Genomic DNA, 24766 nt, shown 5'->3' on the forward strand with positions numbered 1-24766 from the left:
GTCAAGGATGCCGAGTGGATCGCCAAGCTGATCGAGCACGGACTGGTGCGGGCGAGTTTCGTTCCGCCACCACCGATCCGGCAGCTGCGGGATCTCACCCGCTACCGCACCGAGGTGGTGCGCGAACGCACCCGCGAGGCGCAACGGCTGCACAACCTGCTCGAGGACGCCGGAATCAAGCTCACCACAGTGGTTTCCGGCGTGCTCGGCAAATCCGGACGCGCGATGCTGGAGGCGTTGATCAGCGGCGAACGCGACCCGCTGGTCTTGGCCGAGCTGGCACTGGGCCGCCTACGCAGCAAGCATTCCACGCTGATCGAGGCGTTGACCGGCAGGTTCGACGACCATCACGCGTTCCTGGCGCGAGCCATGCTCGACCGCATCGACGCCGCCACCGCCATGCAGGCGCGGCTCACCGCGCGCGTCGACCGGTTGATCGATCCCTACCGCCGCCAGATCGAGCTGCTGGCAACGATTCCCGGCGTCAGTCCGACCACCGCGGAGGTGATCCTTGCTGAGATCGGCGCGGACATCACGCAGTTCCCTAGCGCCGGGCACCTGGCCTCCTGGGCGGGGATCTGTCCGGGTAACCACGAATCCGCCGGCAAGCACACCTCCGGAACCACCCGCCCGGGAGATCCCTGGCTCAAGGGCGTGCTCGGTCAAGCCGCGATCTCGGCCGCCCGCGGCAAGGACACCTACCTCGCCGCCCGCTACCGACGACTACTGGTTCGCCGCGGCCGCCGCAGAGCCCTTGTCGCGCTGCAGCATTCGATGCTCATCGCGATCTGGCACATGTTCACCGACGATCTGCCCTACCGCGACCTCGGTGGAACCTACTTCCTCGACCGCACCACCAAGACCACCGCCCCACCACCCTCGCGGCGCGGTCGATCCGCGAGAACGGCACGCTGGCGCTGCCGTTCGGGACCGGACGCACCTCGCCAGTCGCTGCCGACGACGTCGCCCAGGTGGTCGCAACCATCCTGCGCGATCCTCGGGAGCACGCCGGGAAGGTGTACGAGCTGACCGGACCACGGACGCTCGACATGACCGAAGTAGCCGAGGAATTCTCCAAGGCACTCGGCCGCAGTGTGACCTATCAGGACGTTCTCCTGCAATGGTGGCGCACAGAGGTACTCGCGAACGCGGGCCTGCCACAGCACACCGAGCAGCACATCGCGACCATGACGCAGCTGCACCGCGCGAACCGTTACGACAGGGCGACCATCGACGTCGAGCGCATCACCGGGAAGCGGCCCCTGACCGTCGAGGAGTTCGTCGCCGTCCGCAAGGACTTCTACCTCGGCTGACTGCCCGTCACCGACCTGCGAACAGCTCGGCGGCCGTCGGCGGGTCCGCTCCGCGGCGGCCGCAGGTCAGCGCTGCGACCATGGTGGCCTCGTCGAGAATGGCGGTGAGCACGTGCTTCGGGATGGCACGCAGGGCTTCTCGGTATGCGGCGCCGAGCAGATGGTGATCGCGCAGACCGGCGAGAATGCCTGCCGTGAATGCGTCTCCGGCGCCGACCGTGTCGATCACCTCGACGGGGCGGCCGGGGCGATGGATGGGAGTGGCGTCTGTAGCAGTGGCGGCAAGTGCGCCGTCGGGGCCCAGTGTCACGATCACGAGAGCAGGGCCGCGGGCGGACCAGTCGGCGACCACCTCCTCGGGGTTGCGGCCCGGGTACAGCCAGGACAGATCCTCGGCGCTAGCCTTCACGATGTCGGCACAGGCGATCATGGCGTGTACTCGGTCCAGGATGTTGTCGCGAATCATCAACTGCGGGCGGAAATTCGGGTCGTAGCTGATGGTGGCGGTAGACCGGGCACGGTCCACCAGGCGAGTCAAGGCGTCGGCGCCAGGGGGCACGGTCAGCGCCAGTGAGCCGGTGTGCAAGGCCAGCACGCTGCCGTCGAGAGCGGTGGACAGTTCGGAGTCGGTCCACTGCCAGTCGGCCGTGCCGTCGACGCGAAAGTCATAGTGCGCCATGCCATCCCGGTCGACATCGACGATCGCCAGTGAGGTCGGCTCGGTGGCTTCCACAACATGATCGAGGGCGACGGCGTTGTCCCGCAGGTGGTTTCGGATGCGATGGCCCAGCGGGTCGCCGCCCAAGCGGGCCAGCATCCGAACCGGCACGCCCAGCCGGGCCAAGCCGACGGCCACGTTCGCGGGGCTGCCGCCGGGCACCGCCTGGAAGCGATCGGGGGCGTCGGCGAGCACCAGGTCCACCAGCGCCTCCCCCGCGACCGCGATCAGGCCGCGCTCGGCCACGGCCTCAGTGGTGGACACGGTTGTTGTCGATCTCCGCACCGGCCATCGCGCCGGTCATGATCGCCACCGCATCGGACATGGAGAATTCGTGCGGGCGGATCACCGCGACTCGGCGGCCGAGCCGCTGGATGTGCACCCGGTCGGCGATCTCGAACACGTTCGGCATGTTGTGGCTGATCACAATGACGGCCAAGCCGCGGTCGCGAACCTCGCGGATCAGATCCAGCACCATACCGGTCTCCTTGACACCCAGCGCTGCCGTTGGCTCGTCCATGATTACCACGTGCCGCGCGAAGGCCGCGCCGCGCGCGACCGCGACACCCTGGCGCTGGCCGCCGGACAGTGTCTCCACCGCTTGCTTCATAGATCGGATCCCGATCTTCAGATTCGACATGTGCTGCTGCGATTCTCGCACCATGCGATCCTTGTCGATCATCCGGAACACCGAGCCGAGGATGCCGCGGCGCCGCAGTTCCCGGCCCAGGAACAGGTTGTCGGCGATATCGAGGGCCGGTGCCACCGCCAGCTCCTGATAGACGGTCTCGATACCGGCACGGCGGGCGTCGGTCGGGCGCCGGAAGCGCACCCGTTTGCCGTCGAGCAGGATCTCGCCCTCATCCGGGATCAGCGCCCCGGACAGCGCCTTGATCAGCGAGGATTTCCCGGCACCGTTGTCGCCGATGACCGCGAGGATCTCGTTCGGCAGCAGGTCGAAATCCGCGCCGTCGAGCGCAGTGACCTGACCGTAGCGTTTCACCAGACCCTTTGCCTGCAGCACCGGCTGTACCGCGGCCTGAGCTCCGTCGCCTGCGGTGGTGGCGTCGCCTGCGGTGGCTGTCTCGCTCATTTCTGCCTCCTGCGGTTGAGCTGGTCCACGGCCACCGCAGCAATCACCAGGATGCCGGTGATCAGCGTCTGGTAGATCGACGGCACCCCCGTCAGTTGCAGGCCGTTACGGATGATGCCGACGATGAGCGCGCCCAGTAGCGTGCCGATCACGCTGCCGCGTCCGCCGAACAGGCTGGTGCCGCCCAGTACCACGGCGGTAATCGAGTCCAGATTGTCGGTCTGGCCGGCATTCGGGTCACCGACGCCGGTGCGGGCCACCAGCAGCAGCGCCGCCAAGCCGTAGATCAGGCCCGCGACCGTGTAGACGGCGAGAAGCACACGGCGGGTGTCGATGCCGCTGAGCCGCGCCGCCTCCGGGTTATTGCCTACGGCGTAGACGTGCCGCCCTGCCGCTGTCAGCCGCAGCCCGTACCAGGTGATCGCGAACAGCACCAGCATCGCCACCGACCCGTAAGTGATGTCGGTCTCGCCCAGCGGAAATGTCTTGTCGAAGAACGTGAGTGCGTCCGGCAGACCCGAAATCGTCTGTTCCTGCGAGTAGATGTGGGTGAGCGCGAACGCGATGCCATACGTGCCGAGAGTGACGATGAACGGTGGCAACTTGATCAGGCTCACCAGCGTGCCGTTGAGCAACCCGAACGCGGCCGTCAGCGCCAGCCCGAGCAGAATCGCCAGTGGCACAGGCAAACCCGTGTCGACGGCTAGCTTGGTGATCGCGATGTTGCCCAGCGCCATCACCGCACCGTTGGACAGATCGATACCGGCGGTGAGGATGATCAGCGTCTGGCCGATCGCCAGGGTGCCGACCACCATCACCTGCTGCACGATCAGCGAGAAGTTGTCACCGGCCAGGAACCGGTCGGACTGGGCGGTGAAGTAGACCACCGCGATCAGGATCGCGATCACCGGTCCGACGTTCGGCACCGACAGAATCCGGTTCAGCGCTGAGTGTTTCGGCTCCGGCGGCGCGGGAGACGTTGTAGTTGCAGTCATGCGAATCCTCGCTCGTCGACGAAATCAGGTGGACCGGGCCGAGCGCACACCGGGACAACGAGGGCCGTCACCATCCCGGCATACGGCGCAGCTTCATTCGCCGTCCCGGCCTGCTTTCCGGCTGGGGACGGGGGTTCTCAGCCCCAGCAGTTGTCCAGGCCGTACTGCACGTCCTTGGAGTCGACGCCGGCCTGCGGCTTGGCGGTGATCAGCGTGACGCCGGTGTCGGTGTAGCCGCTGGTCTTGTTGCCGTTCTTGGCGTAATCGACGATCGCCTGCACGCCCGCACTGGCCATCTTCAACGGGTACTGCTGCGAGGTCGCCGCGATCTTGCCGTCGCGGACCGCCTGCACGCCGGTGCACCCACCGTCAACGGAGACGATCATCGCCTGGTTCTCCTTGCCGGCGGTCTTCAGCGCGGTGTAGACACCCAGCGCGGACGGCTCGTTGATGGTGTAGACCAGGTTGATGTCCGGATCCTTCTGCAGGCAGGTTTCCATCGCCGTCTGCGACTTCGCTTGGTCGCCCTGAGCGGGCTGCGCACAGACCACGTTCGGGGCGGTGACGTACTGCGCCAAGTCCTGAGTGGCCTGCGCGGCGCCGTAACCGGACAGGAATCCGTTGTGCCGCAATACGCCGACGGTCACGCCGGGGTTGAGGTCGATCATCGCGATCTTCACCGGCTTGTCACCCTGGACGGCCTTGGCATAGGTGCCGATCAATTGGCCTGCGGTGAAATTATTGGTGGCGAACAGCGCGTCGACCGCACTCTGGGGATCGGTCGGGGTGTCCAAAGCGATCACTTCGACACCCTTGGCACGGGCCTTCTCAACTGCGGGGACGATCGCCTTCGTATCGCTGGCAGTGAGCAGGATGCCCTTGGCTCCCGCATTGACCATGTTCTCGATCGCCGTCACCTGGCTGGCGTTGTCACCGTCGAACTTGCCTGCGGCGGTGAGCAATTTGACGCCAGCGGCATCGGCCTGCTTCTGGGCACCCTCCTTCATCTTCACGAAGAAGGGGTTGGTGTCGGTCTTGGTGATGAGCCCGACGACGACCTGCCCGTTGTTGCTGTTGCTCGACCCCTTGCCGCAGGCGGCGACGGAGAAGGCCAAGGAGGTGACCGCGAAACAGACGGCGGCGATGCGGACGACACGAGAGGACATCGGTGTACTCCTGCAGGTACTACTTAGACAACGTTGTCAGAGACCATATAACGTGATCTACGCCACGTCTAGAAGTTTCTTCTAGCATATTTGACGGTTCTCGGATCGAACACGAGCGAACGGAGAGGGCTGCTATGTCAGCGTTGTCAGAATCCCAGGCGCCACGCCGGGGCGCCACCATGCGCGATGTGGCGGCGCTGGCGAGGGTGAGTATCAAAACGGTGTCGCGCGTGGTCCGCGGCGAAGGCGGCGTTTCGCCGGAACTGGCCGCGCGGGTCACCGATGCGGCAACCATGCTCGACTATCGGCACAACCTGGCGGCCAGCACGTTGCGCGGGCACGGCCAGAAGACCGCCGCGATCGGTCTGGTACTGATGGATGTCGCGAACCCGTACGCCTCGGCGCTGCACCGGGCGGTCGAGGATTTCGCGCACAGCCGGGGCACCCTCGTCTTTGCGGTGAGCAGCGACGAGAACCCGGCCCGCCAGCGCGAGGTGCTGGACGCCCTGCTGTCCAGACGAGTGGATGGGCTGATCGTAATGCCGGTGGGCACCGATCACGGCTCTCTGCTGCACGAGCAGCGTCGCGGTACCCCGGTCGTATTCGTGGACCGCATGCCGGCCACCACCGAAATCGACAGCGTCACGGTCGACAACCGCACCGGCTCCCGCCTTGCCGTCGAACACCTGGCCGCCGCAGGCCACCGCCGTATCGCCTATCTCGGTGACCTGCATACGATCTGGACCGCTGCGGAACGTTACGCCGGCTACATCGAGGGCCTTGCCCACACCGGCATACCCCTGGATCCGGACCTGATCTGCGCCGACCTGCACTCCGCGGCGGCCGCCGAGGCCGCCGCTGGGGCGCTGCTCGACCGCCCGGACTGCCCCACCGCCCTGTTCGGCGCCCAGAATCTGGTGACCGTTGGTGTGCTGCAAGCGATCCGGAAGCGTGGCTTGCAAAACCGGATTGCCGTTGTCGGTTTCGATGATCTGCCGCTGGCCGAACTGCTGCAGCCAGCACTCACCGCCATCACCCAGGATCCGGCGACGATCGGCCGCGTCGCCGCCGAAATCCTTTTCGCCCGCCTGGATGGTGACGACGGCCTCCCCCGCCACGAGGTGATACCCACTCGCCTACTGGTCCGCGGTTCCGGCGAGATCTCTGCAGACCTTCGGTCACCTCACAGTCAATAGCCAGGACATGCTTCATACTCATTGCACAGCTGGTGTATATAACCGACGAATATGCGATTCCGGTAATCACCGCGCACGGGGACCAGATCGCAGCGCTGACACATTTCCCATCCGACCGGGCCCTCCCGGGGCTCGGCCTCCCAGCGATCCTGCCGCCGCTGACCACTAAGTATTTCACAAGCGCCTGAGCGCATTCCGACCGGTCCGATAACGGAGGTGTCGTGTAGCCGACCAGAATGGGACCTCATTCAACCCCGCCGTCGATTACACGGACTTCGCGCGAGTCCCCGAAGCCGATTACCTTCTCAATCGTCAACGTTCCCTAGGAAATTGCTGTTCAGCGCCGGGCATCGTGATACCGTCACGCCGCCGCAATTTGCCGATGACCAGCAGTTTTCGGTGTTGCAGGAGGTTGGCGTACTGGTCGATACCCCCTCCGGACACTTAACTGTGGCATTTATGCCCCCAAAATCGGGTCCGGGCATCGCCTGGACACTCTGTCCTGGTCGTACACCGCCACCTGCGGTTTTGCTTCGTTCGGTGGTGGTCGATGTGACCGATGACACAGTATTTCCGCTGATCCCTTCCTTCTCCTCCGTCGGGCTCGTCGGTGGCGATGGCTGCGGAATCGGTGCCGGTCTGCCGATGGCGATCGTGGAGCAACCACCAGCACACACTGCGGTGTACAGCGTGCGGCCGGTCGACACCAACGGGCGCGTGGTCGACAAAGCCGTTCTGCGAGTGCTGGATTGGCACCCCGGTGACCTGTTGTCCTGGCGGATCGCTGGGGGGTTGATCGTGATCACCCGGCCCGGCTACGGCCGCCGCGGGATCACCAAGCATGGGCATCTGTCCTTGCCCGCCCATGCCCGGCGCGCCGCGGGCATCCAGCATCACGACAGGGTCCTGTCGGCCGCCGATCCTGATCAACGCCTGCTGGTGGTTTTCCCACCGCATGTCCTCGACGAGATGGCCGCTCGCCGCTTCTGCGAGGGGGTGGGCCGGTGAGCGCGCGCAGCGACGCCGACGTCGCCGCTGTCCGGATGATGATGGACCGGCTCGATCTCACCGTCGCCGAGCTCGGCGACGACACCAGTGCGGCCACAAGCGTTCCGACCTTCGGGGATTACATCCCTGTCGTCCGGGACAGCATGCCCGCGAGCCGGACTCGCGACCACTACCAGACATATTGGACGAAGATTCTTGCCCAGCCGGGGTGGGCCGACCGGGCATTGAACGAGCCGACTGCCGTGGAGTTGCAGGGGCTGTGCGAGCTGATCAAGACCCAGCGACTGATCCGCCGCAACGGGCGAGACGGCCGTGAAGTCGTGCGCCACGTCATCGACGCGTTGCGCCGGGTCTACAAGCACGCCGAAGACAACCGGATCATCGACCTGACGGGACCCCGTGATTTGGTCCACCTGACCGAAATCATGGGGTCAGGTCAACACCACTCACGCAACGTAGGCGCCACACCTGTCGCGAACGGCTACAGTTTCGCGAAAGTCGTTGAATTGCAACAACTCTGCTTCAAACCAACGCGCAGCTGAGATCAACGGTTCGCTAACTACAGTTCCGGTCCCTCGACTCCGTGATCAGCTGCAATACGGTGCGCTCGAGGTAGTGGGCATCTGGGTGGAGCGTTAGCTGGACGAATCGCGAGCCCGGCGCGCACACTGGCGCAATGCAGGCTGCCTACAAGAGCGCACGTGGTCAGCACGCGGTCCAGCGGTGGTGCGCGGAGGCCATATCGCGAGCGAACTTTCCGCTGACCACTACGGCCATCGATACCAGCGTGGGACGGCTTCAGCTCACCTCTGCTGGAACCGGAAGACCACGAATCGTGGTAGTGCCGGGCACCGGATTCAATGCCGCAGTGGCCTTGCCTTGGCTCCAGGCGTTTTCGGCCCATTGGTCGACTGTGATCGTGGATCTTCCCGGTCAACCCGGTCTCAGCGACCCGCGCCGACCACGCCGAGACCGGCTGCCCTGGTACGGCCGGGTGCTCGATGAAATTCTGATCGTCGCACGGCTGGATGACGTTGTGCTGGTGGGTAATTCGCTGGGCGCGGCAGTGGCTCTAGCCGCTCGCTCGGCTCGTATCACAGCACGAGCATTGATCTCCCCTGCCGGCTACATCCGACTTACCGTGAACCCGAAAGTCGCTGTGGCTTCAGCCATTTGGATGCTACATCCGAGCACGGAACACACACGCGAGATGCTGCGGTGGTTCGTCGCTCCCGGCGAGGAACCACCCGAAACCGAGGTGGAATGGATGACTCTTATGGCCACCAACTGTCGCACCACTCTAGCCCCACCACCTCTGCCAGCAGATTTGCTGGCCGACCGCGCTAATAGGCCCTGCGTGGTCGCTGTCGGCGAGCACGATCGTTTCCTGCCACCTCGCCGGCTGGCACCGGCAGTCCAGCGCACCATGAACGTCGACCTGCACATCATCGCCGGCATGGGTCACCTGACCACCCCTGCCCACCTCGACGAGGTGGTGACACTAGTAGCCGAGGTTGCCGCCCCGCGGCCGGGCGGCGCATGAGCGGGCGGACTCGCTCGCCGTCCACTCCGGCAGGTTACCCAGCGGTTCGGCCGAAGAGTTTGGCCACGTCGGTGACCGTTTCCGGTTCGGCGAGCACCAGGATCTCGTCACCGGCGTGCAGCACGGTGTCGGCGGTGACGGTGACCAGCCGCCCATGCCGGATCAGCACGCTCACCCACAGATCATCCGATGGGAGGTCGTTGACGGTGCTGCCATCGGCCGTCGACCCCGGAGCAATGGTGAACCGGTGCAAGCTGTTCGGTTCCTCTTCGAAGCGGGCGTTCATACCCCAGGGGCGTGGGTTGACCGATACCAGGGGAATGCCCAGGCGGTGGGCCATGGCAGACACCGCGCCGCCCTGCACGACGACGGAGAACGCGACGACGACGAAAATGATGTCGTATGCGCGCGCAGCGTCGGGCACACCGGCCTGAAGGATGAACACGCCCAACAAAATCGGTACTGCGCCCTTGAGGCCGGTCCAGCAAATGAACAACCGCTCGCCACCGGTGAGATCGGTGCGCCACAGCAGGATTGCGACCAGCAGCGGGCGAATCACGATGGCCAGCAATGCCGCCAGGCCGAGCCCGACCCCCAACGCGTTGCCCTCGGTGATCCCGTGTGGGCCGGTGATCTGGATAGTCAAGCCCAGCATGACGAAAGCGATGATCTCGGCCAGATTCGCCAACGCGGAGTGAAACCGCTCGATCTCGACCTTGTACGGGGCACGTTGGTCGCCGACCACGACGCCCGCAACCAGCACCGCCAAAAATCCGGACCCATGGGCGATGGTGCTGAGCGCGTAGATGGCGAATACGCACATGAGCACGCGCACCGAATACAACCCGGCCGCGGGCAGCAGGATGCTGCGCATAAACCAGAGCAGCCCCAACCCGCCGATTACGCCGATCGCCGCGCCGATGACCAGCTGCGTTGTGAATGACCAGGCGACGGAAACAGCTGCGGCGCCGGTGAACTGACTGGTGCTAAGCAGCACGACCAGCAGCGCGATGCCGACCGGATCGTTGGCACCGGATTCACCCTGCAGCAGCACGCCGCTGCGTCCACCGATCTGCCTGCGACCGAGCACGGAGAACACCACGGCTGGGTCGGTTGGTGACAGCGCGGTGGCCAGCAGCAGCGCGATGCGCCAGTCCAGGCCGAACAGCAGATGCGCGGCCGCGGCAACCGCCAGCGCGGTAAGCAGGGTGCCGGTCGCGCCGAGCCATAGGATGGCTCCCGCGTTGGCACGTACTCTGCGCCAGCCGAGCTGCATACCGCCGTCGAAGAGGATGACCACCAACGCGATGGTGACCACCCGCTCCACCTGCAGGGTCGGTACCTCGGCCAGCGGTGTCCAGATATCGGAGGCCACGGCGGCTCCGATCAGGAACAACGCCGGCGCCGGTATGGGGAAGCGGTCGACGAAACGGTGCGAGAGCACGGCCGCGAGTCCAACCGCGGCGATGATGAGCAGCGCGATCGCGAAGGGCAGCACATCGTTCATCGGAGCCGACCGATGCCTTGCAGTGCCACCGAGTACTCCTTCTGGTTCCGGCGATGAAATATGCGTCGCCGACCAGACTTCCCGGCACACCCGTACCAACCTTAACGGTCCGGAATCGTGCTGTGGCAGCGAATTTCCGCCGGGACAGTGGATATGCTCGTGCCGCCCGGCTACGGGGCGCGATCAGCATTGCCTGCGTAGCGGATCAGCATGTCGACCGGGTCCAGCGTGACCAGGCCGTTGGTGACGATCTCGTCGATCTGCGGCAGGAACCGTTGGATGCTGTCCTCGGCATCGACGATGATGATCGCCACCGGGAGGTCCTTCGACGGGGCGAAGAAGCGGCGGCTGTGAATGCGGTAGGTGGTGCCGTAGCCCTCCATCCCGCGAAACACCGACGCCCCCGCCAGTCCGGCCGCGTGGGCACGCCGCACGATCTCCCGCCACACCGGCTCCCGGTGCCAGGTGTCACCGACGAAGATCGACAGCCGCAACGCCTTGCCCACAACCCGCATTCGCGCTCACCCTTCCCGGACACCCGATGGGCCCGCCGCAGCCCTGCGGACAACCCTTTACCGCGTGCTTCGATCCAACTCCCCGCTCCGGTGCGTAATCAAGGAATTCGAACCCCGGCCGCGAGTGCCATACGCCTTCTTCACAGGCCCTAGACCTCCACACCCGCGGTGATCAGAGCGCCATCCCGGACCACCATTCAGCACTGCTCCCGACGCATGGTGGTGCTCGGTCCCGGCGGCGGCCGCCCGCCAGGCCGATCCCCATCGACAGCTAGACCACCAGGAATGACGCACGTGCTGTCACCCACGGCGCCAACGGGAGTCCCCCGGTCGGGTGCGGGCTTTCTCCTACTCGACCACAAATGGACAGCGGGACAACGGAGATCATTTCATTCCCTTACCGACTTCCTTGCGGACAGATTCCTGATAGATGTCGGCATAGGTCCGCGAGTCTTTTATCAGGTCATCGCAGAAAGCCGCGACATCACTGCCGACGAGTTCCATGACTCCTTTGTCGGCTGCGACCCCTTCCTCGAAGAAATCGATAATCCCTGAGAGCAACCTCCCGTCGACCAGCTCGACTGGCCCGACCTTGAAAAAGTACTTCTGAATCTCCTTGTAGACAATTTGATAATCCGGTGGGAGCGCCTTGACCCGCGTCATGTGCGCCCGCCACTCCCTCTTACCTTCGATGATGTCGCGGATGCCCACTTTATCCTCCTAACCAGCCCAGTTTCTTCGCAACGTTCTTGTTCAGCTGCTCGCGCCATTTGTCGCGATAACTCTTGGCGCCTTCTTCGCCGGCAATCGCCGCACAGAAGCCTTTGATGTCGTCGCCCAGTGCCTCATGGACACTCTGACCATCCGACGCTGTTTCCTCGAGCAGCCCCAGAGTGCCGTCGAGAATCGGCATCAAGTTGCGACCCGTGAAGCCCGAGTAGGGGAAGAGATGGATCTTGATCTCTTCCCACGCCGCTTGATACTCGGCCGGGAGGGCCTCGGCCCGAGCTTCGAAGGCTTTGTATTCCCTGGTGAGATCGTTGCCTGTGATTGTCTCCCAGAAGTTCATTTCTCGTTTTCCTTGAGCTCATTGATGCGCGATGAGACGTATTCCCATTTCGCCCAGAATATCGCGAGTTCTTTGCGTCCCACGTCGTTGAGTGCGTAAAATTTGCGCGGCGGCCCGACTTCGGAAGGTCGTTTGGAAACATCGACCAATCCGTTTTTCTCCAACCGCAGCAGGATGGCGTAGATCGTCCCTTCGATGACGTCTGTGAAACCGAGTTCATTCAGTCGGCGCGTGATGGCGTAACCATATGTCTCCTCGGTGTCGATGATCTCGAGGACGCAGCCTTCGAGCGTTCCTTTCAGCATCTCCGTCAAATTGTCCGTAGCAACCCCTCCTTCGATGTAGATGCACTACTCAGCGTTACTTACTACCACTAGACTGTAACACAGAGTAGATGTCGAGACACTCCCCCGCCCCGCTCGGAGGGGTTCGTCGCGGAGCGGCCCTCGATCGCAGTGGAGGGTAGGCGGCGGTGCGCACGACGGTCTCGGGGAGCGCGCTCATCGGGCATCGGCGGCGAGTTCGATCCCGCACCTCGATCGGCGTGTCGGCCAAACACTTCCCAGCCTCCAAAGATTGGCCCGGAACAGCGCTTACTTGCGGTCACATATGTCCGAGACCGGCCACCTGTCGATCCCGGCGAGATCCCGACCCGTGGTTCCGCTTGGTCGAACCCTGGGCCCCGTGACGAATCATGAGGTGCTCACCGCGTAGGACTAGCCAGAGATCCGCGGTCCGCACCAGGCCGAGGGTATGTCGATCCGGGCCGTCGCCCGGGGCTCTGCAGATCTCGAAGAACACCGTGAATAGGGTCCCGGCAGTGCGCGAACCGCCGAAATATCGGCGCGGGCCGCGTGGTTCGGCGGTGGACGCGTTCGAGCCACAGACCATCTGTGGTTCATCCCCACCTTGGAAGTGTTTGCGGCCGTTGCGCTTTTCTCGCTCACCTATGCGCTCGACCGCGCCGTTTACCGAGGCACCTTCACCATTCCGTCTTGGATCATCGGCGGCACCCCCGACGCGGACCGGCAGATCCTCACCCGCCACCGCCGCGGCGATCATCACCGTCGTCGGTGTGGTCTTCTCGATCACGATCGTCGCCCTGACCCTGCCTCGACCCAGTACGGGCCGCGGATGCTGCGCAACTTCATTCGCGATCGCGGCACCCAGCTCACCCTCGGCACCTTCGTCGCGAGCTTCGTCTACGCGATCGCCGCGCTGGTGTCGATCGGACCACGATCCAGCGGAAATGGCCGGTACAGCTACACCTCGACTCGCGAACCCATGATCACTGTCCGCTCCCCCGGCAGGCCGAAGTACTCGGCGGCATCGGCGGTGATGTAGGAGGTGGCGATGAACAGGCCCTTGCGCCATTGCGCCATTGTGGGTTCGGTCCCCTTCTTCAGCTCGATCTTCGACAGGAAGTAGGAGGCGTCATCGACCGATATCCGGCCCTCGGTCTTCGTAGGGTCGAGCAGACGCAGCGTATTCGGGACGTTCGGTGTCTCCATGTATCCGAAATACGCGTTGACATGGATGATTCCGTCCTCGGTGTAGCCGAGCGGATCGATCTCGGTCCGCTCGGCGTCGGGCACCCGCGGCACCGGCAGCGTGATGATCGACAGGATCACCACGTGCTCGTGCAGCACGCGGTTGTGCTCGACATTGGCCCGCATCGCCAGCGGCGCGGTCTCCTTGCCACGGTTGAGGAATACCGCGGTACCGGGGATCCGTATCAGCGACGGCCGATAGTCCGGCAACTGGTCGATGAATTCGCGCAGCGGTCCCTCCGCCCTTTCCCGTGCGCGGGTGACGACTTCACGACCGCGTGCCCAGGTGGTCATCACCGTGAAGGCGGTGAGCCCGATCAGCAGCGGCAGCCACGCCCCATGCACCAACTTGGTCATGTTCGCGGCCAGGAACATCACGTCGACCACCAGCAAGGGGATGGCGCCGAGCAGGATGAGCCACAACGGTGTGTACCACTTGGTGCGGGCGATGTAGAAGAACAGCAGGGTGGTGATGGTGATCGTGGCGGTCACGGCCATGCCGAACGCGAATGCCAGCGCCGCCGAGCTGCGGAAGGCGAAAACCAGCGTGATCACCGAGACCATCAGCACCCAGTTGATCCAGGGCACGTAGATCTGACCGATCGTCGACTCCGAGGTGTGCGCCACCCGCAACCTCGGCAGATAACCGAGCTGCGCTGCTTGCGCGGCCACCGAGAACGCGCCGGTGATCACCGCTTGCGAGGCGATCACCGTCGCGGCGGTCGCCAACAGCACCAGCGGCAACCGCGCCCAGCCCGGAGCGAGCAGAAAGAACGGGCTGCCTACCGCACTCTCGTCGCCGAGCAGCAGCGCGCCCTGTCCGAGGTAACTCAACGTGCACGCGGGCAGCACCAGCCCCAACCAGCCGCGAGTGATCGCCTTGCGACCGAAGTGCCCCATATCCGCGTACAGCGCCTCGGCACCGGTCACCGACAATACGACCGCGGCCAACGCGAAGAAGGCAATCCCGAAGTGCCCGAACATGAAACTGATGGCATAGGTCGGCGACAGCGCCTTCAGGATTTGCGGATGATCGGCAATACCCACCACCCCCAACGCGCCGATCGCCACGAACCAGACGATCATCACCGGCCCGAAAAGTCGACCGACCGCCGCGGTGCCGCGTCGCTGCACAGCGAACAGCCCGACAATGATCACCACCGTGATCGGCACGACCAACTCTTCCAACCCCGGCTGGACGACCTTCAACCCCTCCACCGCGGATAGCACGGAGATCGCCGGGGTGATCATGGAGTCGCCGAAGAACAATGCGGCACCGAAGATACCGAGCCCGGCCAACAGCACGGCGACCCGACCACCCGCTCCCCCACCCAGTCGCCGCAGCAACGTTATCAGCGCCATGATGCCGCCCTCGCCGTCATTGTCGGCACGCATCACCAGCAGGACATAGGTCAGCGTGACGATGATCATCACCGACCAGAAGATCAGCGACACAACGCCGTACAGGTTGGCAGTACTGATCGGCACCGGATGTGGATCGTCCGGATTGAACACGGTCTGGATGGTGTAGATCGGGCTGGTGCCGATATCACCGAACACGACCCCCAGCGCACCGACCACGACGCCGGCCCGGACACTGCCACCACCCGATAGGTGATTCGACGGACTGACTTCAGTCGCTGTACTCATGGTGCGCTCCTCATTTGCTGGTCCGCACCATATCGTGCCGTGTTCGCCGCGGGGACGCGGTAACGACGCCGCGGCTCGACAACGGGCTATCGACACAGCTGGCGACCGCGTCTATGGCACGGCGATCACGCGCAGCGCAGCGCCAACTTGCCGCGTGCGCCGATGACGGCTGCGATCAGCTCGCTCGCACTCGGTCCGCGAGGGCGTCGCGGAGCGCCACGACGAAGCGGTGGCTGACCAGCGCGCGCAGGGAATCGAGATCGTCGGGCCGGTCGAGCATCAGATCGTCCCTTCGTGGGGCAGAGGACAGCAAACGACGCTAACTCGGTTGAATGGCCAGGTGAGACCGTCTTGATGCGCTTCTTCCGGTGTGTTGGCAATTTTTACGATATTCCTACGGCTTCGCCGGACTCGGCGTGTCGCGAGGGACTTACGCTCATTCATCGTGGTTTCACCGATCGACATCGCTAAGCGAGTTGTGCTGGGACGCCCGTTTCGCAGCGATCGGCTCGGTGAGACGTTGCTTCCGAAGCGACTGGCGCTACCCATCTTCGCCAGCGACCCGCTGTCCTCAGTCGCGTACGCGACACAAGAGATCCTGCTCATCCTCACCCTCGGCGGGCTCAGCTACCTGTATTTGACGCCGTGGGTGGCCGGTGGTGTCGTGGTGCTGCTCGCGGTGGTCGCGCTGTCGTATCGCCAAGTGGTGCAGGCCTACCCCTCCGGTGGCGGCTCCTATGAAGTGGTCGCCGAAAACCTCGGCCCGATCCCCGGTTTGGTGGTCGCGGCGGCGCTGCTGGTCGATTACGTGATGACCGTGGCGGTATCGGTCGCGGCGGGCGTGGACAACATAATCTCCGCGGTCCCCGACCTGAACCCGCACCGGGTATTGATCGATATCGGGTTCATCGTGGCGCTGACCGCGATGAACCTGCGCGGGGTCCGCGAATCCGGCCGCGCGTTCGCGGTGCCGACCTACGGATTCGTGGTGGGTGTGCTGGCGATGGTCGCCATCGGACTGGGTCAGGCGCTGCTAGGGCACGCACCGGTCGCCGAAAGCGCACATTACGAAATCCGTGCCGAGCATGTCGGTTTGAGTGCCGCCGCCGTGGCTTTCCTCGCGCTGCGGGCATTCTCGTCCGGCTGTACCGCACTGACCGGTGCGGAGGCTATCTCCAACGGAGTGCCCGCGTTCCGCAAACCCAAGGCCCTGAACGCGGCCCGCACCATGACCGCGATGGGTGTCATCGCCATCACCATGTTCTCCGGAGTGACCGCGCTGGCAATGATCTCCCACACCAGGGTCACCGAAAACACCTGCGACCTCATCGGATTCCCTGGCGACTGCCACACCGACGCCCAGAAGACCGTCATCGCGCAGATCGCCGCGGCCGTTTTCGGCAATAGCAGTATCGCCTTCTACTACTTGATGGTGACCACGGCGCTGATCTTGATCCTGGCGGCGAACACCGCCTACAACGGGTTTCCGCTGCTGAATTCGATTCTGGCCCAACACCGGTACATGCCACGCCAACTGCACACCCGCGGTGACCGCCTGGCCTACTCCAACGGCATCATCCTGCTCGCGGTCGTTGCGGCCGGACTCATCTATGCCTTCGACGGGCAGACCACCCGGCTCATCCAGCTCTACATCGTGGGCGTATTCACCTCGTTCACACTGTGCCAGACCGGCATGGTCCGGCACTGGAACCGCGAACTACGCAGCGCCACAACCTCGGCGGAGCGACTACGCATCCACCGCGGCAGGCTGATCAACGCGTTCGGGGCCTGCTTCACCGGTGTCGTCCTCGTCGTCGTCATGATCACCAAATTCAGCCACGGCGCCTACCTCGTCGTGATCGCGATGCCACTGCTGGTGCTGGCGATGTACCTCATCCATCGCCACTACACGAAAGTGCGCGCCGAACTCGACATCGACCCCGACGACACCCCCACCCTGCCGGGCCGGGTGCACGCCATCGTGCTCGTCTCCGGCTGGCACAAGGCAACCCAGCGCGCCGTGCAGTTCGCCCGCGCCACCCGCCCCGACACCATCACCGCCATCACCGTCAACGTCGACGACGCCGAAACCCGCGCCCTGGCCCAGGACTGGGAACGCCAAGACGTCGCCATCCCACTGACCGTGGTCGAATCGCCCTACCGCGAGATCACCCGCCCCGTCATCGACTACATCAAACGGGTGCGCCAATCCCGCCCCCGCGACGTCGTCAGCGTCTACATCCCCGAATACGTCGTCGGACACTGGTGGGAGAACCTGCTCCACAACCAGAGCTCACTGCGACTCAAAGCACGACTGCTGTTCGAACCCGCCGTCATGGTCACCAGCGTGCCCTACCAACTCCGCTCGTCCCGAACCCACGACACATCCAAGATCGCACACAGTCCCGGCGAAATCCGCCGCGGAATCACCCACCCGAACTGACAAAGGCACCCGCACACTATGCGCGGCGGTGAAACGGGCTCTGTCGGGACAGGTTCCAACGCAGCGCGAACCTCCGTGCTTGCCACGACACGGGGGTTCGGATCATGTCCTTCCAGCCTGTTCACCGGATGCGAGACTGCGGCATCAGTGCGTTGATGGCGGCGAAGTAACTCATCACGCGGCGTCGAGGGCTGCGCTGATCTTGTGGACCATCTCGACCATGGTGGGACCGGGCTTGCCCTGGTAGACGTGCTGGGCGGCTTCGATGGCGACGAGGACGGTGCTACGGAAGTTGTCGGCCTCTGCCGGAGCCTGCTCGGCGAGCAGGCTCATCGCTGCGGTCAGGGCGGGTAGGACCTGGTCGGCGAGTTCGGCTACAGACTTGCCGACCAGCTTCACAGGCTTCGACTTCTCGGCAAGCACGTGTCCGACCAGGCCGGTCGCGGAGCCCAGAGCGAGGGAGCCGTCGGTGGCGATCTTGTGGGGTTTGCCAGTGGCATCGGCGGCGACCAGCAACGAGACGGCGCCGTTGGCAGCGGTGCGCAGGGTCAGCTCGTCCTGGGCGGTGAGAGTGATGGACATGGTTGCGTGCTCCTGCAAATGTGTTGTGGTGCAACTCGATTGAATGGACCGACGGTGGAAATCGGTCGGGTTGGTCCGCGGGTATCTGGATCTGCTGAGGGCGGGGTAGGTCGTGGGCGCCGGGCGAAGGCCGCAGCCTGGCTGGTCGTGAACCCGCTGGTCATGCCCTCAGCGATCCGTGCGGTCGAGGTCGGCGACCTCACGCACGGCGTCAGCGACCGCGCGGAAGTCCTTGCGCAGGATGTGGTCGTGGTTGCTGGCAACCTTGGCGCTCACCTCGAGGTTGGGATTGCGGGCGCATACCGCATCGAGGCTGGCGCGGATCTTTTCCTGCTCGTCACCGTGGCTGCCGAACGACGCCCCGGACGCGAGCACGTATCGCGTCGGGACGGTGATGTTGTCCAACACGGGGGCCAGGTTGGCCTCGCGGGAGATCTTGCCGAGTTCGATGTTGCACTCGGCCTGCTGCGCGGCGCTCATCCGCGGGGTCAGACCGGTTGGGCGCAGTAACGGTGTGATCCAGCTCAGCCGCTTGAACAGCTTGCGGATCCGCGCCTCCATGGCGTCGTCGAGCCAGTCGTAGGGTTCGGCGCCCTCGACCAGGACCGCACCCAGCGCACGGTCGGGATTGCGGCGGGCCCAGTGCGCCGCGACGAACGCTCCGTAGGACCAGCCCACCACCAGCGCCCGGTCCACACCCCTGGCCGCGAGCACGGCGTCGACATCACGCACGCACGCCTCGAAGGAGTAGTCCGCCGACTTCCGCGATTTCTTGCCGCGGGCCCGCTCGTCGTAGGTGATGTGCCGAAACCCAGACCCGAGGTCGGCGAGGACCCGCCGCCAGTAACCTTGCGTGGCGAACTGGCCATTGCAGTAGATCACGGGGACACCGGGACCGCCGGTGTCGGTGACGGCCAGGGCCGTGTCGTCGACCGGCACCATGCCGGTCCAGGTCGAGTTGTTCGCTGTGCTGCTCATGTGAACTACTCTCGCCAGCCTGGCTGACACCGTCCTGACACCAACCTGACACCCCCACTGACACAGTATTCGACCTGGTCAGAGCAGCACTTTTGCAGACCGGCAGCGCTCGAAGGCTGCGGTACTCAAACAATTCCAGCGCCCGCGCACCCGCGCGGGACTGCGCCGCATCCGCCGCAAGCACGTCCGCAACACCTCGGTGCCACTCATGCTCGCCCGCGGTACCCCCACTCACATCGTCGCCGCCTGGCACGGCCACGATTCCGCCATCGCGCTATCTATTTACAGCGACCTCTACTCCCACCCCGACGTGGCCGCGTGATTCGCGACCATACTGTCAAACCGCCCGATGTGACACCGAGGGCCAATCCCCCTGTTGCAACTGCTCGCATAGAGGCTGTTGATCGAGCTTCGCACTGCCAATAGCTCTATCAGCGTCAAGGAAGTCGCAGGTCAGCGGCATACATCAGGTTGGGGATATGGGTCAGCTCCCCTTCCGGACACAGACAGTGCGCCAACGTGTGGCCGTGGGTTCGTCTCGGCCGTAACCGCGTGGTCGTGATGGTTGTAGGTCAGTTTCAGTCCGAGTTCTCGGTAAACTTCCAGCTTGTCGCCGGGGTCGGCTGCCCGCAGAATCGCCAGGAGCTCACCCAGTGCATCCACCAGTTGACGGATTTCGTCGCGGCTCATTCGTTGAGCAGGTATGGCGCGACTCGTCGCTGCCGTGAGTTGAGCGGCCAGGACCGCACGTTCGCGATGTATGTCGCTGCTCCACGCGGCGACCATCGCTGGGTCCGCACCGGCCTCGAGTGCGGCGCGGTGTCTGGCGAGTTTGCGGTCGCATTCGGCGATCGATCGGCGTAGTGGGTCCGATGTTGCCGTCGTATCGGGTTGCGTGGCCGCTAACTGAGTCAGCGTGTATTCGACCCTTGCGGGTTCGAAAACCTCTGCGAGCCAACGGTCGATGGGGTCGATCAGCATGTCTTCTTTCAAGAAGACATTGGTGGGGTGTTCGAGGCTGTTGGCGATGGCGTATTCCTGTGGATAACGGCACCGGTAGAAGGCCGCGCCGTGGAACCAGTTCCCCTGCATCTTCCGTCCGCAGGTCTCGTGGGTCATGAGGCCCTTGAACGTGTAGGGGTGGTTGTAGAACCGCGACTCGGTCAGCGATCGGGCGGCCCCGTCTCCCGCACGATCAGCACCACCCTCCTCACGGAACTCGCGATCGAATGTAGGTCTCTTCTCCGCCATCCGACCTTTCCTCAATGGTCCGGCCTCCATGATGCGAGGGGAATCGCCCACCAGCTCGTTGCCGGACACCATACCCAGCGCACCCCACGGATGCATCCACCTGACATGGCCGGGACTCCCTCGGATAGACGTGACCGTCCACCTGTTATGAGCAGACCAAACCGACTGGCCGACAGTATATTTCGCGCGCTCGTGATTGAAAAGGGTTTCAAAATTCCTGAAGCATAATAGAATTCGTGACCAAATGAACTTTGTCGCGCCCAAGTCTCCACACACAGCACCGGGGGTGCGGCAACCGCAGATAGGCAGCGACCTCGGCCCCCTCATCAGCCGAAAAGGTAGGGAGCCGGGGTCGTTGCGGCTGTTCGGAACGCACCGGTCATCGCGTACTGGTGAGATCGGGCACTGTGCCCTGGGTACGGCTTCGGGAATTCACTTTGCGGCTCGGGCTGGGGTCAGGAACCCCAGTGGCCCGTGGTGACCGAGCTCGACTGGGTGCGCCGCGCCGGCCCGGAAATCGAGCCCGCCGCGACTCGCGGCAATCATGTTGCACTACAGCCATTTCGAGGATGTGGGTTACTGTCCTGCGGACCCGTGTGCTTGCGATCCAGCTGCTCGGGCGGTCATGTCGTACTCCGGAATCGAGGCAAGCGAATGAACCACAAGCTCTGGTTGCTCGGACGGTCTGTCACGGTCGGCGCTCACATTCTCGGTGAGAAGTTGTTTCGGCCGAAAGCCCGTGACCTCGAGGACGTCCCGGTATCCGGTGAGACGCTGACCCCGCAGTGGCTGACGGCCGTCCTGTGCCGCGATATCCCCGATGCCGAGGTGCTGTCGTTCGAAACCTCGAGCGGCAGCCGCGGAACATCCACTCGTGTCGCGATTCGTGTCGAGTACAACGAGGCGGGCAAGCAGGCGAGCTTGCCGACCGATCTCTTCGCGAAGACCACGACGGCCTTCTCCCAACGCATCCTGCTCGGTGGCGGGAAGATGATCGACGGCGAGACCCGGTTCTTCAGGGATTTTCGGCCCCGGGCCGACATCGAGGCTCCGTTCGGCTATTGGGGCGCAGCCGATTCGGCGTCCTGGCGATCGATCGCCCTGATGGAAGACATCGTCTCGACCCGTGGTGCGCAGTTCATCGAGCCGACCGCCCCAATCGCCCGTGACCAGATCGAAGACCTGGTGCGCAATCTCGCTCGGCTCCACCGCACCTTCTGGAACCACCCGTCGATCACGGACCTCAAGACCACGACCGAGGCACTCCAGGCATACCTTGCCGCCATCGACATGAAAAAGCGTTGCGAGGTCGGTCTGCGCCGCGCCGGGGAGGTGGTTCCCCAGGTTCTGCACGGCCAGAGCGAACGCCTGTGGGCCGGTGTCGAGCGTGCGATCGACAAGGCGACGAACGAGCTGCCCCAGACCCTGCTGCACGGTGACCCGCACATCGGACAGACATACCGAACCGGCACGGGGCGAATGGGATTCGTCGACTGGCAGGTCGTGATGCGGGGAGGCTGGGCGCACGACTTCGCCTACACCGTCATCTCGGGATGCGAGCCCGAGGACCGGCGCGCCTGGGACCGGGAACTGTTGGCGGCCTACCTGGACGAACTCGGAACCCTCGGCGGCGAAGCGCCATCCTTCGACGACGCATGGCTGGCCTACCGGCAACAGTCCATGTTCGCTTACGCGGCCTGGGCGTTCACCATCGGCAGGGCAGCCTATCAACCCGAGATGCAGCCCGTGGAGACCTGCTTGACGCTTTTGAAGCGCATCACCACGGCCATCGACGATCACGATTCGCTGCACGCCCTCGGTGTCTGACACCGACTTGCCGCCAACCGATCTCGCGCCCGGGCGGCGGCCCGGCCGCGCATCGGAGGCGAAAAGCGAACTGTGGAGCCAATTTTCCCGTGCGTTGATGATTGCCGTCCATGGGCGCTATATCATCGACCGGTTCCGGCGCAGACCCGGTAACTCGCTCCAGTGCCGTGTCCGGGCAGAGAGCGGTAGTTCAGCAGTCAAGTAGTGCATACGAATCCGTTTGGAGTTTTGCCCTTGAGTTTGCCGCAATCCCAGGCCCCCGCTCAGTCGTGCCCGGTCGTCCACGGCTCGCCAACCGATTCCGACGACCCGCGGGTGCCCATGTACTCGCCCGAGTTCGCGGCCGATCCACATCATGCCTATCGCGAAATGCGTAGGCGCTATGGATCTTTGGCGCCGGTCGAGTTGGCGCCCGGCGTACCGGCCACCTTGGTGATCGGCTACGGCACCGCAGTGCGGATCCTCAATGATCCCGAACACTTCCCCGCCGACCCACGGGCCTGGCAGAAGGACATTCCCGCGGACTGCCCCATTCTTCCCCTGCTGGAGTGGCGGCCCATGGCCAGTCGCAGCACCGGGACCGAGTTCACCCGCTACCGAGGGGCGATCACCGCCAGCATCGACGAGATCGACCTGTACGCCCTGCACGCGGTCGTGGAGAGGCTCGCAATCCCGCTGATCAACTCCTTCTGCCAGGACGGGTCCGCCGACCTGATCCGCCAGTACCTGTACCCGTTGCTGTTCGAAGTGGTGAACTACCTGCTCGGCTGCCCGCCGGAGATCGGCGGACAGGTCGCCGCCGGTACGGCTGCACTGCTCGAGGGTGTCGACGCCGAGAAGGGCAATCAAATGCTCGGGGAGGCGCTGATGAGCCTGGTGGCACTCAAACGCGCCGACCCCCAACGCGACATCACCTCGGTGCTGCTCCAGCACCCCGCCCAGCTGGACGACGTCGAAGCCTCGCACCACGTATCACAGGTCTACGGCACCGGGATCGAATTCGAGCTGAACCTGATCGCGAACACCTTGCTGCTGATCCTCACCGACGAGCGCTTCGGCGAAAGCTTCCTCGGCGGCAACCTGTCCTCCCGCGATGCCCTCGACGAGGTCTTGTTCAACGACCCGCCACTGGCGAACCTGCTGATCACCTACCCACGCCACCCGATCCTCATCGACGACGTATGGCTACCCGCCCACCAGCCCGTCGTCATCAGCATGGCCGCCTGCAACAACGACCCCGCGATCCGCACCGGCGACCTGACCGGCAACCGCTCCCACCTTGCCTGGGGCCTGGGCCCGCACGCCTGCCCGGCGCGCACCCTGGCCTACCTGATCGCGCAGGAGGCCATCGACCAACTACTCGACGCACTGCCGGAGATCGAACTCGACCTGCCGAATCAGACACCCAACTGGCGACCAGGACCCTTCCACCGGGCGCTGACCGAATTGCCGGTCACCTTCCCACCCACCGCTCCGCTGAAATACCAAGGGCAGTCCCCTATCTAACAATGGGATAGCCGCGAAACGAGTCCTTACCGCTTTCCGGACCGAGCTGTCCGGTAGCCGGGTTGGGTTTTGATCTGTTGTTCCCGACAGGCACGCGACGCGGCGCACGCGGCCGGCGTGAGGGTCATGGGATCCCGTTCGCTTTCCCAGGTGTCGTCGAAGCGACCCCGATTGGTGAACTGTATTGCGCAGCAGGCACTATCGACCCATTGAGTGACCGACGAGATCCACCCGCCGAGCGCCGGTCTGCTGCCGGATGTCGGCAACCTTGTCGGCCACCGCCTGCGTCGACTCCGAGATCGCCTCTGTCCCACTGGGATTCCCGAGCAGCACCATCGCAAAGGCGTAGTAGCCCTGCGAACCGAGCCATGCCCGAGACTTTCCAGCGTCCCTGGTCCGCGGCGATCCCCCCGATCACCAGCACCGGATCCCGGTCGCCGCCGGACGCGACAGCCGCCGTGGTATGCGCTGCGACCAGTCCTACTGCCACGCGTTGCACATCGGATTGGCCATCCTCGGTGTAGGGATAGCCTGGGCCTATGCGGCACCTCATGTCGCCGGAACCGGGATCGGCGCTTGGGATCTGCCGTTGCCGTTGCCGTTGCTGGTGGCCGGTGCGGGAATGGGCATGATCTTCGTCCCACTGTTCGGCATCATCTCCGGCACCAGTATCGCCGGTCCGGTGCTGGCATATTGGCTTACCCGGCACGGCTTCTCGGTCACCGTCGTTGAGCGTGCGCCGACGCTGCGCAAGACCGGTGGCCACGCCGTCGACTTGTTCGCGCCCGCGATGAACATCTCGGAGCTGATGGGTGTGCTGTTCCGCTACATCTACAAGCATGGCCGCAACCACTGC

At 64.5% G+C, this 24766-nt stretch carries 23 protein-coding genes and 1 pseudogene; 11 read left to right on the forward strand and 13 right to left on the reverse strand.

The window, feature by feature from the left end; translation table 11 throughout:
- Together ACFYOW_RS00005 and ACFYOW_RS00010 are read left to right on the forward strand one after the other, a co-directional pair.
- Positions 1 to 1029, forward strand: a 1029-nt coding sequence (locus ACFYOW_RS00005) for an IS110 family transposase (protein WP_387282884.1), incomplete at its 5' end; no start/stop codon positions are given.
- Positions 918 to 1313 carry an NmrA family NAD(P)-binding protein gene (locus ACFYOW_RS00010; protein WP_387285927.1) on the forward strand — a complete coding sequence of 132 codons (396 nt, stop codon included), beginning with the start codon at positions 918 to 920 and terminating at the stop codon, positions 1311 to 1313. The genes ACFYOW_RS00005 and ACFYOW_RS00010, both read left to right, overlap by 112 nt.
- Before the next feature lie 7 nt (positions 1314 to 1320).
- Here the strand turns inward: ACFYOW_RS00010 and ACFYOW_RS00015 are convergent, their stop codons facing one another.
- The 4 genes from ACFYOW_RS00015 to ACFYOW_RS00030 all read right to left on the reverse strand — a co-directional run bounded on the left by ACFYOW_RS00015 (position 1321) and on the right by ACFYOW_RS00030 (position 5285).
- Positions 1321 to 2295 carry a carbohydrate kinase gene (locus ACFYOW_RS00015; RefSeq protein WP_387282885.1) on the reverse strand — a complete coding sequence of 325 codons (975 nt, stop codon included), beginning with the start codon at positions 2293 to 2295 and terminating at the stop codon, positions 1321 to 1323.
- Positions 2282 to 3124, reverse strand: coding sequence for an ATP-binding cassette domain-containing protein (locus tag ACFYOW_RS00020; protein WP_387282887.1), 843 nt, complete (start codon positions 3122 to 3124; stop codon positions 2282 to 2284). Before ACFYOW_RS00020 ends, ACFYOW_RS00015 begins: the two co-directional genes overlap by 14 nt.
- Positions 3121 to 4032: an ABC transporter permease gene (locus ACFYOW_RS00025; protein ID WP_387282888.1), complete on the reverse strand. Its 912-nt coding sequence runs from the start codon at positions 4030 to 4032 to the stop codon at positions 3121 to 3123. The genes ACFYOW_RS00020 and ACFYOW_RS00025 overlap by 4 nt, the downstream gene beginning before the upstream one ends.
- Positions 4033 to 4256: 224 nt before the next feature.
- Positions 4257 to 5285, reverse strand: coding sequence for a sugar ABC transporter substrate-binding protein (locus ACFYOW_RS00030; protein ID WP_387282890.1), 1029 nt, complete (start codon positions 5283 to 5285; stop codon positions 4257 to 4259).
- A gap of 134 nt (positions 5286 to 5419) precedes the next feature.
- Here ACFYOW_RS00030 and ACFYOW_RS00035 point away from each other — a divergent pair, with 134 nt between their 5' ends.
- The 4 genes from ACFYOW_RS00035 (at position 5420) to ACFYOW_RS00050 (ending at position 9032) form a co-directional block, all read left to right on the forward strand.
- Positions 5420 to 6481, forward strand: a complete 1062-nt coding sequence (locus tag ACFYOW_RS00035) for a LacI family DNA-binding transcriptional regulator (protein WP_387282891.1) — start codon at positions 5420 to 5422, stop codon at positions 6479 to 6481.
- A gap of 330 nt (positions 6482 to 6811) precedes the next feature.
- A complete protein-coding gene (locus ACFYOW_RS00040; protein WP_387282893.1) occupies positions 6812 to 7489 on the forward strand; it encodes a hypothetical protein in 678 nt (225 codons plus the stop codon).
- Positions 7486 to 8031 (forward strand): hypothetical protein, encoded by a 546-nt coding sequence (locus ACFYOW_RS00045; RefSeq protein WP_387282895.1) that lies wholly within the window; start codon positions 7486 to 7488, stop codon positions 8029 to 8031. The genes ACFYOW_RS00040 and ACFYOW_RS00045 overlap by 4 nt, the downstream gene beginning before the upstream one ends.
- Before the next feature lie 134 nt (positions 8032 to 8165).
- On the forward strand, positions 8166 to 9032 hold the full coding sequence (locus tag ACFYOW_RS00050) for an alpha/beta fold hydrolase (protein WP_387282897.1): 867 nt from the start codon (positions 8166 to 8168) through the stop codon (positions 9030 to 9032).
- Positions 9033 to 9066: 34 nt separating this feature from the next.
- Here the strand turns inward: ACFYOW_RS00050 and ACFYOW_RS00055 are convergent, their stop codons facing one another.
- The 5 genes from ACFYOW_RS00055 to ACFYOW_RS00075 all read right to left on the reverse strand — a co-directional run bounded on the left by ACFYOW_RS00055 (position 9067) and on the right by ACFYOW_RS00075 (position 12428).
- Entirely contained in the window at positions 9067 to 10539 is a 1473-nt protein-coding gene (locus ACFYOW_RS00055; protein ID WP_387282899.1) for a cation:proton antiporter, read from the reverse strand.
- Positions 10540 to 10709: 170 nt separating this feature from the next.
- On the reverse strand, positions 10710 to 11054 hold the full coding sequence (locus tag ACFYOW_RS00060; RefSeq protein ID WP_387282901.1) for a DUF190 domain-containing protein: 345 nt from the start codon (positions 11052 to 11054) through the stop codon (positions 10710 to 10712).
- 384 nt (positions 11055 to 11438) lie between these two features.
- Entirely contained in the window at positions 11439 to 11765 is a 327-nt protein-coding gene (locus ACFYOW_RS00065) for a DUF1048 domain-containing protein (RefSeq protein ID WP_387282903.1), read from the reverse strand.
- 1 nt (position 11766) lies between these two features.
- Positions 11767 to 12123 (reverse strand): DUF1048 domain-containing protein, encoded by a 357-nt coding sequence (locus tag ACFYOW_RS00070; RefSeq protein WP_387282905.1) that lies wholly within the window; start codon positions 12121 to 12123, stop codon positions 11767 to 11769.
- Complete coding sequence (locus ACFYOW_RS00075) at positions 12120 to 12428, reverse strand: PadR family transcriptional regulator (RefSeq protein ID WP_387282907.1); 309 nt, start codon at positions 12426 to 12428, stop codon at positions 12120 to 12122. The genes ACFYOW_RS00070 and ACFYOW_RS00075 overlap by 4 nt, the downstream gene beginning before the upstream one ends.
- Before the next feature lie 610 nt (positions 12429 to 13038).
- On the opposite strand from ACFYOW_RS00075, the gene ACFYOW_RS00080 reads away from it, so the two are divergent.
- A complete protein-coding gene (locus tag ACFYOW_RS00080) occupies positions 13039 to 13467 on the forward strand; it encodes a DUF2254 family protein (protein WP_387285929.1) in 429 nt (142 codons plus the stop codon).
- Here the strand turns inward: ACFYOW_RS00080 and ACFYOW_RS00085 are convergent.
- Positions 13386 to 15323, reverse strand: coding sequence for a potassium transporter Kup (locus tag ACFYOW_RS00085; protein ID WP_387282909.1), 1938 nt, complete (start codon positions 15321 to 15323; stop codon positions 13386 to 13388). The two genes, ACFYOW_RS00080 and ACFYOW_RS00085, sit on opposite strands and share 82 nt — an antisense overlap.
- A 445-nt stretch (positions 15324 to 15768) precedes the next feature.
- Between ACFYOW_RS00085 and ACFYOW_RS00090 the strand changes: the two genes are divergently transcribed.
- On the forward strand, positions 15769 to 17766 hold the full coding sequence (locus ACFYOW_RS00090; protein ID WP_387282911.1) for an APC family permease: 1998 nt from the start codon (positions 15769 to 15771) through the stop codon (positions 17764 to 17766).
- A gap of 174 nt (positions 17767 to 17940) precedes the next feature.
- On the opposite strand, the gene ACFYOW_RS00095 is transcribed toward ACFYOW_RS00090, so the two are convergent.
- The 3 genes from ACFYOW_RS00095 to ACFYOW_RS00105 all read right to left on the reverse strand — a co-directional run bounded on the left by ACFYOW_RS00095 (position 17941) and on the right by ACFYOW_RS00105 (position 20841).
- Positions 17941 to 18348, reverse strand: a complete 408-nt coding sequence (locus ACFYOW_RS00095; protein ID WP_387282913.1) for a hypothetical protein — start codon at positions 18346 to 18348, stop codon at positions 17941 to 17943.
- A 168-nt stretch (positions 18349 to 18516) separates the two neighbouring features.
- A complete protein-coding gene (locus ACFYOW_RS00100) occupies positions 18517 to 19326 on the reverse strand; it encodes an alpha/beta fold hydrolase (protein ID WP_387282915.1) in 810 nt (269 codons plus the stop codon).
- Positions 19327 to 19779: 453 nt separating this feature from the next.
- Positions 19780 to 20841: a hypothetical protein gene (locus tag ACFYOW_RS00105; protein ID WP_387282917.1), complete on the reverse strand. Its 1062-nt coding sequence runs from the start codon at positions 20839 to 20841 to the stop codon at positions 19780 to 19782.
- 390 nt (positions 20842 to 21231) lie between these two features.
- On the opposite strand from ACFYOW_RS00105, the gene ACFYOW_RS00110 reads away from it, so the two are divergent.
- From ACFYOW_RS00110 to ACFYOW_RS00120, 3 genes and pseudogenes are all read left to right on the forward strand, one after another.
- Positions 21232 to 22404, forward strand: coding sequence for an aminoglycoside phosphotransferase family protein (locus tag ACFYOW_RS00110; protein ID WP_387282919.1), 1173 nt, complete (start codon positions 21232 to 21234; stop codon positions 22402 to 22404).
- A 234-nt stretch (positions 22405 to 22638) separates the two neighbouring features.
- Positions 22639 to 23910, forward strand: coding sequence for a cytochrome P450 (locus ACFYOW_RS00115; RefSeq protein ID WP_387282921.1), 1272 nt, complete (start codon positions 22639 to 22641; stop codon positions 23908 to 23910).
- Positions 23911 to 24538: 628 nt separating this feature from the next.
- Positions 24539 to 24736: pseudogene (locus ACFYOW_RS00120) on the forward strand (hypothetical protein); the annotation flags it as partial.
- Positions 24737 to 24766: the final 30 nt, after the last annotated feature.

It is taken from the genome of Nocardia sp. NPDC006982 (assembly GCF_042869435.1).
Classification (GTDB): Bacteria; Actinomycetota; Actinomycetes; order Mycobacteriales; family Mycobacteriaceae; genus Nocardia.